Genomic DNA, 8,151 nt, shown 5'->3' with positions numbered 1-8,151 from the left:
AGCTGGGCGCGCCGGTGGCGATCGCGTTTGTGAACGCGCAGATCTACCTCGCCATCAGCACCAGCAAGAACTACTTTGAGCCGCCCCCCCTCTGGCGCAGCGGGGCGGCCCTTGGCCAGGGCGACATCGAAGCCTACTTTGAGGATGTGCGCTTAGCCGAGGAGATCGTCGAGGATCTGAACCTGAACCTGCGGATCTGGAGCAAGCGGTGACGAACGGCTGAGCCATCATTGGTGCGCCCAATCCATTCTGATGCGATCCTGTTCTTCGCTCTGCGCTCACCCGCTCTGCGCTCAGCTAGAGCGCCGCTCGCCTGAGCGCGTCGAGGGAGATCGCCGTCGTCAGGGCCGGGGATCCGTCGAGGTGGGGCGGGTAGCCGGAGTAGGAGGCCGCCATCGGCCAGGAGCCATCGGGGAGCTGGGCGGCCAGCAGGTCGCCCAGCCGCGCGTCGCCCGGGGCGCCGAGGGCGAGCAGCGCCGCCGCCCGACAGGCCAGTTCGAAGGCGTCGCCCGTGGGCAGGGCGGTTGCGGCCGCGCGCAGGGACGACAGCGCCGGGGCCAGGGCGGGCGCGGGTCCATCGGCGTAGGCCCGGGCGATGGCGTAGACCAGCAGGTGCGGGGTGAGGCAGTAGTCGCTGGCCACCGCCAGATCCTCGCGGTCGATCACATCGCGCAGGTAGGTCACGACGCCGGGAAGCTCCAGGCCGGCCATGCTCGCGCAGAGCAGCAGGTTCGCCTGCACCAGGGCGTCCACCTGGCGGGCCAGCAGGTGCCCGGCGCTATCGTTCACGCCTAGCCAGGTGAAGTAGGGGCCGCCGGGGGCGAGCTCATTCTCCCAGAGCTGCTGGTAGAAGCCCAGGCCAGGCCGCTCGCCGAGCGTGAGCAGCGCCGCCGTCGCGCAGGCGGTGTCGTCGAGGTCGGGCGGCACCCGGCTGGTGGCGCGGCCCTCGTAGCTCCACGAGCCATCGCCGTTGGCCTCGGCGCGCAGGAAGCCGCCGGCGGCCCCGCAGACAGCGGCGGCCCCAGGGATGTGGGGCAGGCGCGACAGTGCGTGGGCCACAAAGGTGGTCGTGTAGACGCAGCAGGCGTAGGGGCGGGCGTCGGCCATATCGGGGCGGCGGGCGGTGAAGGTGGGAAGCTCGCCCGAGGGGCGCTGGGCGGCCCGCAGCCAGGCGACGGCCCGCTCGGCGCGATTGCAGATTGTAGATTGTAGATTGTAGATTGAGCTCATGTCGCCGTCATTGGCTTGGGCCTCGCCGAGTCTACCGGCGAGGCTAGCCCAATCTGCAATCCAAAATCTGCAATCTGAAATAGTATCAGTCGGCGGAGAGGGGCGACGGTGCCGCGCCCACGGTTGCGGCCGCCGCCACCTGCACCACCACCAGCGTGATATCGTCGCTCTGCTCGGAGCCGTCGCGGAAGCGCGCCACCGTCTCCCAGATCTCATCCAGAGCGTGCTCGGGGTCGCACAGGTCGGCATTCGCGATCGTCGCCAGCATGCGGTCGAAGCCGAACAGCTCGCGGCGGTTGTTCTGCTCCTCCAGCAGGCCGTCGCTGATCAGTACAAGCTGATCGCCAGGCTGGAGCTGGATGACCTGCTCGGTGTAGCGCGCGTCGGGGCGGGCCCCCAGGGGCAGGCCGCAGATCTCCAGCTCGCTGATCCGCCCGTCGCGGCGAAGCACGGGGAAGGGGTGGCCGGCGTTAGAGATCGCCAGGCGCAGAGTGCGCGTGTCGAGCACGCCATAGAAGGCGGTGATCATCTGCTTGAACGTGTTGTCCTGGCAGAGGGTCTGGTTCGCATAGTGCAGCACATCGGCGGGGCTAATGTGGCGCGTGGCCTCGGAGCGCAGGGTGCTGCGCGACATCGCCATCACCAGGGCGGCGGCGATGCTCTTGCCGGTCACGTCGGCCACCACGATCCCCAGACGATCATCGCTCAGGGAGATGAAGTCATAGAAGTCGCCGCTCGTCTCGCGGGCCGGCTCCGAGCGCGAGGCGATTCTGAGGGCGGCGTTCGTGAGCGGCGGCGGTGGGTAGAGCCGCTGCTGGAGCTCGCGTGCGACGGCCAGGTCGCGCCGGAGCAGCTCGTCACGCAGGATCCGCTGGCGAGCCGCCTCCAGCCGCAGCGCCGCATGGGCCAGGGCGCGCTGGTAGAGCCAGGAGATCACAGCGATCATAACCAGGAAGACGGTGATCGGGAAGGCCATCGCCGCCATATTCGCCAGATTCTCTGCAAGGCTCTCAGATGGGTTAATCCGCAGGTAGTAGTAGAGCCACAGGCTGATAACCACCAGCGAGTTGACACCGACGATCACGAAGCTGTAGAACACCCCGATCAGCATCCCCGACAAGATCACGCTGAGCGCCAGGACGCAGAAGAAGATGATAGCGGACTCGGGGTTTTCCTGGCGGAACAGGTTGTCGGCGGCGAAGAAGAGCGTGCCTAGATTGATCCAGAGGCAGAAGATGTGCGACGCGAGCCGGGTGCGGTTGTTGCGCGCGAGGGAGAAGACCAGCGCGTTCAGCAATAGGCTCAGGGCGATCATTCCGTTGCTGTAGCTGGGTGACCCGCGCACAACTCCCAGGGCAAGGCCGATCGCGCTAAAGATGATCAGGCTGACATTGAGGGGGCGCAGCAGCGCAGACTTCTGTTGAAAGTCTGATTGTGGCGCCGTCAGGGCGAGCGTCGTCTCAACTTCGGGCTGCTGCGCGGACATATAAGTAAGGGTGACAAGACCCGTACGGGCGCGGCGGCCGCGAACGGGTCTTGCGCATGTGGGGCTCTATGTACCAGCAGATGGGGCGAACCAGCTACCAGGTGCTGCCCTTGGCAGTGTCCAGCGCCTTATAGGTGCCTGAGCGATCCTTCGCGCGCTCCTTGATTTCCTTGCGCACCTTGTCCATCTCGTCAGGGCTGAGGGTGATCCCCGCATCTTTGAGGGCCTGCTCCGGGTTGTCGAACAGCTTATCGCGGAAGTCGCTATCGATCACAGCCTTGCCAATCAGTCGCTCAAGCTCGGGACTCATAGCATCTCCTTACGGTTGCCGCTTCCACTCAGACAGCACACGGTGTTTGTCTAAGATCATCGGGTGGCCGTCCGCCATTGTAACCGATGATCTACCGAGATGAACGCTCATCATAGAGCGGTCTGGCCACGAAGAGCCAGCGAATACACGAATGCGGCCCAACACCCGGTTTCGTTTATGTGCTGGTCATTTGCCGTCCATGGTGAAGATCACGCGCACATCGGCCCGCCGCGCGCGCATCCGCGCCCAACCTACGGCATCGCCGCGCTGCTGGCCGACGATTAGCGCGCGCAGTCGGCATGCGCCGTAGGGCGCAAGGTGATCCAGAGCCTGACGGCAGAGCGCGGCGTGGGACTGCTCGACCTGATCCCAGTAGCCCTCGGCGTGGATCTCGTAGCCGGCGAGCTGCTCCAGGCTCAGCGCGCCGGCCTGATCGTGGCGGCGCTGGCGGAAGTGGCGGATCAGCCCGGCAGAGACGCTGTTGAGCTGGCCGCGGGCGAGGTCAGCCATCCAGTCCGCGGCGTCGTCGGCGATCTGGCGGGCGGCGGTGAGTGCGCGCAGTGCGGCGGCGATATCCGGGCGCCTGGGGTCGTCCTCGGGCGCGCCGGCCAGCTGGAGCTGCGCGGTGAGGGTAAAGCTGAAGGGGGCGGCGCGCTCCATCAGCAGCTCGGGCGACCAGAGGGCTAGCTGCTCATCGCTGATTGTGGGCAGGGCCATGTCGCGGGTGGCGAGCTCGCGGGCGTAGGCGTCGGCGGCGAGCAGCGCGCGGGCCATCAGGTCGCCCCAGGCGGGCGTGTCGGCCAGGCCGAGGCCGCGGTAGATCTCCAGGGCGCGCAGGAGGGCCTGCTGGGCGCCGGGCAGCCTGGCGGGCGGCCGCGTGCCGTCGATCAGGCCATCGAGCGTGTCGGCGTACCACCAGAGCCAGAGCCCGGCCTCGCCAAGGACGTCAAGCAGCGCGTCGTCGAGGGGGATCAGGTCGCTCAGCCAGGCCGGCAGCAGCGCGGCCAGCTGGCTGAACTCCCCGCACAGCAAATCCTCCAGGTCGGGCGCGCAGCGCTGGCGCAGCGCTGGCGGGTAGGCGGAGATAGTGGCGCGCAGGGCCGCGCAGATACGCTCGTGGCGTGGCTGTTCGACGGGGCCAAGCTGCATAGATGGTATAAGAAACAAGAAAGCGGCACTCGCACCATGTTACCACAGATAAAGATATTGTCATCTTTGCGCCACATGCCACGCAGAACGCTTAAAGATACCTTAATATCTTCTTTATCCACCCGCTCTATCCTGTCAGCGATCCACCAAGCGCTATCAACGTCGGTCGCCCTGTGCCCTGGAGGTATGTGGCTCGGATAGGATTCGCCCTGCCGAGCCTCGTCGTCGCACACACGGGCAATCGCGCGCCGATAGAGGGTCTCTGTGCATACATAAAGGGAGATCTATGCGAACCGTGACCACCACGTCGCGCGGGCTGCGCCTGCTGCCCGCCCTCGTCCTGATCATCGCCCTGGCCGCCGGTCTGTTCCCCGCCCCTACCCGCAGCTACGCGGCCGCCCCGACCGACCTGTTCTTCTCGGAGTATATCGAGGGGAGCAGCAACAACAAGGCCCTTGAGATCTACAACGGCACTGGCGCGGCGGTCGACCTCGCCGCAGGCCAGTACGTGATCCAGATGTATTCCAATGGCAACACCACTACCAGCGTCGTGATCAATCTCACCGGCACGGTCGCTGACGGTGATACGTATGTGGTGGCCCAGTCGTCGGCCGACCCGATCATCCTCGCCCAGGCCGACCAGACCAATGGCTCGGGCTGGTACAACGGCAATGATGCGGTCGTGCTGCGCAAAGGCGGCACCATCGGCACGATTGTCGATGTGATCGGCCAGATCGGCTTTAATCCCGGGACAGAGTGGGGCACGGGCGACACCAGCACCGCCGACAACACCCTGCGTCGCATAGACAGCATCTGCGCCGGCGACATGAACCCCGATGATGCCTTCGACCCTGCCACCGAGTGGGCAGGCTACCCGACGAACACCTTCGACGGCCTGGGCAGCCATACTGCGGCCTGTGGCACGGTGGCGGTCAGCCCGAAGATCAACGAGTTCTCGGCCAGCACCGCCGGCACTGACGTGGAGTACATCGAGCTCTACGGGGCCGCGAGCGCCGACTACAGCGACCTGAGCGTGCTCCAGATCGAGGGCGACTTCAGCGGCACGCTCACCGGCACGGTCGACTCGGTGACGCCGATGGGTAGCACTGACGCCAATGGCCTCTACCTGGCCAATCTGGCGGCGAACACCCTTGAGAACGGTACGATCACGCTGCTGCTGGTGCGCAATTTCAGTAGCGCAAGCGGCACCGATCTAGACACCAACGACGATGGCGCGCTCGACAGCACGCCCTGGGACGAGATCGTCGATAGCGTGGCTGTGAACGACGGCGGAGCCAGCGACCTGACCTACGGCGCTCCCGTGCTCGGCGTCGCCTACGACGGCGCGGCCTACGCGCCCGGTGGCGCCTCGCGCATCCCCGATGGCGCCGACAGCGAGAGCGCGAGCGACTGGGTGCGCAACGACTTCGACCTGGCCGGCATCGCCGGCTTCGCCGGCACCCCGGCGGTGGGCGAGGCCCTGAACACCCCCGGCGCGGCCAACGAGGAGATCACCTATGTGTCGCCGTGCAGCGACGCCCCGGCGATCACCAAGATCTCGGCCATCCAGGGCGACGGGCTGGCCAGCCCCTGCACCGGCCAGAGCGTCACCATTGAGGGCGTGGTCGTCGGCGACTTTGAGGGCCCGGCCGGCCTGAGCGGCTTCTTCGTCCAGGAGGAGGCCAGTGATGCCGACAGCGACCCGCTGACCTCTGAGGGCGTCTTCGTCTATAACGGCAGCCGCGACAATGTCAGCGTCGGCGACCTGGTGCAGGTGACCGGCGGCGTCAGCGAGTACAACGGCCTGACTGAGATCGGCGCGAGCGCGGTGAGCGTGCTGGGCAGCGGCAACAGCATCGCGCCGAGCGCGCTGGAGATGCCCTTCACGAGCATCGACGATCTGGAGCGCTACGAGGGTATGCTGGTCAGCTTCCCGCAGGCGCTGACGATCAGCGAGTACTTCAACTTCGATCGCTATGGCGAGATGGTGGTCGGCCTGCCGCTCGACGGCTACGACCGCTTCTTCACGCCGACGAATATCGTGCAGCCGGGGGCTGAGGCCAGCGCCCTGGCCGCCGCGTACGCGCTGCGACGGATCACCCTTGACGACGGCAGCAACGCCCAGAACCCGGCCAGCCTGCGCCACCCCAATGGCCAGCCCTTCAGCCTGGACAACCGCTTCCGCGGCGGCGACACGGTGAGCAACCTGACCGGCGTGCTGAGCTACGGTTTCAGCCTCTACCGCATCGAGCCGACCGCCCCGGCCGACTACACGTCGGTCAACCCGCGTGAGGCGACCCCGCCCGCTGTCGGCGGCACGCTCAAGGTGGCCGGCCAGAACACGCTCAACTTCTTCACCAGCATCGACACCGGCGCCTTCATCTGCGGCCCGGATCAGAACATGGAGTGCCGCGGCGCCGACGACCAGAATGAGCTTGATCGCCAGCAGGCCAAGCTGCTGGCCGCGCTCAAGGCGCTCAACGCCGACATCGTCGGCCTGAACGAGCTGGAGAACACCGCCGGCGTGGAGCCGCTCCAGACGATCGTCGATGGCCTGAACGCCGAGCTCGGCGCGGGCACCTACGCCTACATCAACACCGGCACGATCGGCGGCGACGCGATCAAGGTCGGCCTCATCTACAAGCCGGCCAGGGTCAGCCCGCTCGGCGACTACGCGCTGCTGACCAGCGCGGTCGACCCGCGCTTCGTCGACACCAAGAGTCGGCCGACCCTGGCCCAGACCTTTGAGGATCGCGCCAGCGGCGGCCGCTTCACCGTGGCGGTGAACCACCTCAAGTCGAAGGGCTCGGCCTGCGATGACCTGGGCGACCCCGATACCGGCGACGGCCAGGGCAACTGCAACGTCACCCGCACCCTCGCGGCCCAGGCCCTGGTCGACTGGCTAGATGGCAACCCGACCGGCGAGGGCGACGGCGACTACCTGATCATCGGTGACCTGAACTCCTACGCGATGGAGGACCCGATCTCCGCGATCAAGGCCGGCCCCGACGGCACCCCCGGAACCGCCGACGACTACGTGAACCTGATCAACGCCTACCAGGGCGCGCAGGCCTACTCCTACGTCTTCGACGGCCAGAACGGCTACCTGGACCACGCCCTGGCCTCGGCCAGCCTGGCCGCCCAGGTGACCGGCACCGCCGACTGGCACATCAACGCCGACGAGCCCGACGTGCTCGACTACGACACGAGCTTCAAGCCGGACGCCGTGGACGCGATCTACGCGCCGGACCAGTATCGCATCTCCGACCACGACACGGTTATCATCGGGCTGAGCCTCACGGCGGCCGCGCCGATGGCCGTCGATGACGCGGCCGCGGCCTTCTATCGCTCGACCACGACCATCCCAGTGCTCGACAACGATAGCGCCGGCGAGAGCGGGCAGCTGACGATCACTGCGGTGGGCCGGGCGCGGCGCGGCCTGGTGAGCACCGACGGCAGCACGATCACCTACCGTCACCTGGGCGTCCTGCTCCCGGGCCAGTCCACCACCGACAGCTTCACCTACACCGTGCGCGACGCGCTCGGCCGCAAGTCGAAGGCCACGGTGCGCGTGGAGATCACCCGCCTGCGTCTCACCGGGGTCTGCCCCACGGGCGACTTCCGCATCACCAACAGCGGCAGCTACGACCTGCCCTACAGCCTGCGGATGGCGCGCAGCGGGCAGGTGATCACCGGCACGGCGGCCCCAGGCGTGAGCACCATCAGCACGGGCGAGCAGCGCGGCCTGGCGCTGCTGTCTGTGGCAGGTGAGGCGCACGATCTGGGCGTGATCATCCCGCCGCTGCTCTGTCGCTAAGACAAGATTTCAGATTGTAGATTGCAGATTGCAGATTTGGTGCAGTAGGATGCCATTTGCGGCATCAAACTGTAAAGCAATCTGAAACCTTATCTAACAAAAAACGAGTTCTGCTGCGGCGCGGCTATGCCGCGCCGCAGCAGAACTCGTAATGACTAG

General features: G+C 66.7%; 6 protein-coding genes. 2 read left to right on the top strand and 4 right to left on the bottom strand.

The window, feature by feature from the left end:
- Positions 1-212 (top strand): DUF3137 domain-containing protein (locus tag K2Z83_RS11545; RefSeq protein ID WP_220595331.1); only part of this gene is annotated, 212 nt, incomplete at its 5' end.
- A gap of 85 nt (positions 213-297) precedes the next feature.
- Here K2Z83_RS11545 and K2Z83_RS11540 read toward each other — a convergent pair.
- From K2Z83_RS11540 to K2Z83_RS11525, 4 genes are all read right to left on the bottom strand, one after another.
- Positions 298-1,230 (bottom strand): hypothetical protein, encoded by a 933-nt coding sequence (locus K2Z83_RS11540; protein WP_220595330.1) that lies wholly within the window; start codon positions 1,228-1,230, stop codon positions 298-300.
- An 85-nt stretch (positions 1,231-1,315) separates the two neighbouring features.
- On the bottom strand, positions 1,316-2,716 hold the full coding sequence (locus K2Z83_RS11535) for a PP2C family protein-serine/threonine phosphatase (RefSeq protein WP_220595329.1): 1,401 nt from the start codon (positions 2,714-2,716) through the stop codon (positions 1,316-1,318).
- Between the two features lie 94 nt (positions 2,717-2,810).
- Positions 2,811-3,026 (bottom strand): Franean1_4349 family RiPP, encoded by a 216-nt coding sequence (locus K2Z83_RS11530; RefSeq protein WP_220595328.1) that lies wholly within the window; start codon positions 3,024-3,026, stop codon positions 2,811-2,813.
- A gap of 186 nt (positions 3,027-3,212) precedes the next feature.
- Positions 3,213-4,175 (bottom strand): hypothetical protein, encoded by a 963-nt coding sequence (locus K2Z83_RS11525; RefSeq protein ID WP_220595327.1) that lies wholly within the window; start codon positions 4,173-4,175, stop codon positions 3,213-3,215.
- A gap of 286 nt (positions 4,176-4,461) precedes the next feature.
- On the opposite strand from K2Z83_RS11525, the gene K2Z83_RS11520 reads away from it, so the two are divergent.
- Positions 4,462-7,992 carry an ExeM/NucH family extracellular endonuclease gene (locus tag K2Z83_RS11520; protein ID WP_220595326.1) on the top strand — a complete coding sequence of 1,177 codons (3,531 nt, stop codon included), beginning with the start codon at positions 4,462-4,464 and terminating at the stop codon, positions 7,990-7,992.
- The last annotated feature ends 159 nt before the right edge of the window (positions 7,993-8,151 follow it).

It is taken from the genome of Oscillochloris sp. ZM17-4 (assembly GCF_019599295.1).
Taxonomy (GTDB): Bacteria; Chloroflexota; Chloroflexia; order Chloroflexales; family Chloroflexaceae; genus Oscillochloris.
The sequence above is the reverse complement of the archived record's forward strand: the minus strand, read 5'-3'. Positions and strand labels throughout refer to the sequence as shown.

Bases quoted from the DNA above. Each gene is read 5' to 3' on its own strand.
- K2Z83_RS11540 (WP_220595330.1), bottom strand. From the start codon at position 1,230: ATGAGCTCAATCTACAATCTACAATCTACAATCTGCAATCGCGCCGAG.
- K2Z83_RS11535 (WP_220595329.1), bottom strand. From the start codon at position 2,716: ATGTCCGCGCAGCAGCCCGAAGTTGAGACGACGCTCGCCCTGACGGCG.
- K2Z83_RS11530 (WP_220595328.1), bottom strand. From the start codon at position 3,026: ATGAGTCCCGAGCTTGAGCGACTGATTGGCAAGGCTGTGATCGATAGC.
- K2Z83_RS11525 (WP_220595327.1), bottom strand. From the start codon at position 4,175: ATGCAGCTTGGCCCCGTCGAACAGCCACGCCACGAGCGTATCTGCGCG.
- K2Z83_RS11520 (WP_220595326.1), top strand. From the start codon at position 4,462: ATGCGAACCGTGACCACCACGTCGCGCGGGCTGCGCCTGCTGCCCGCC.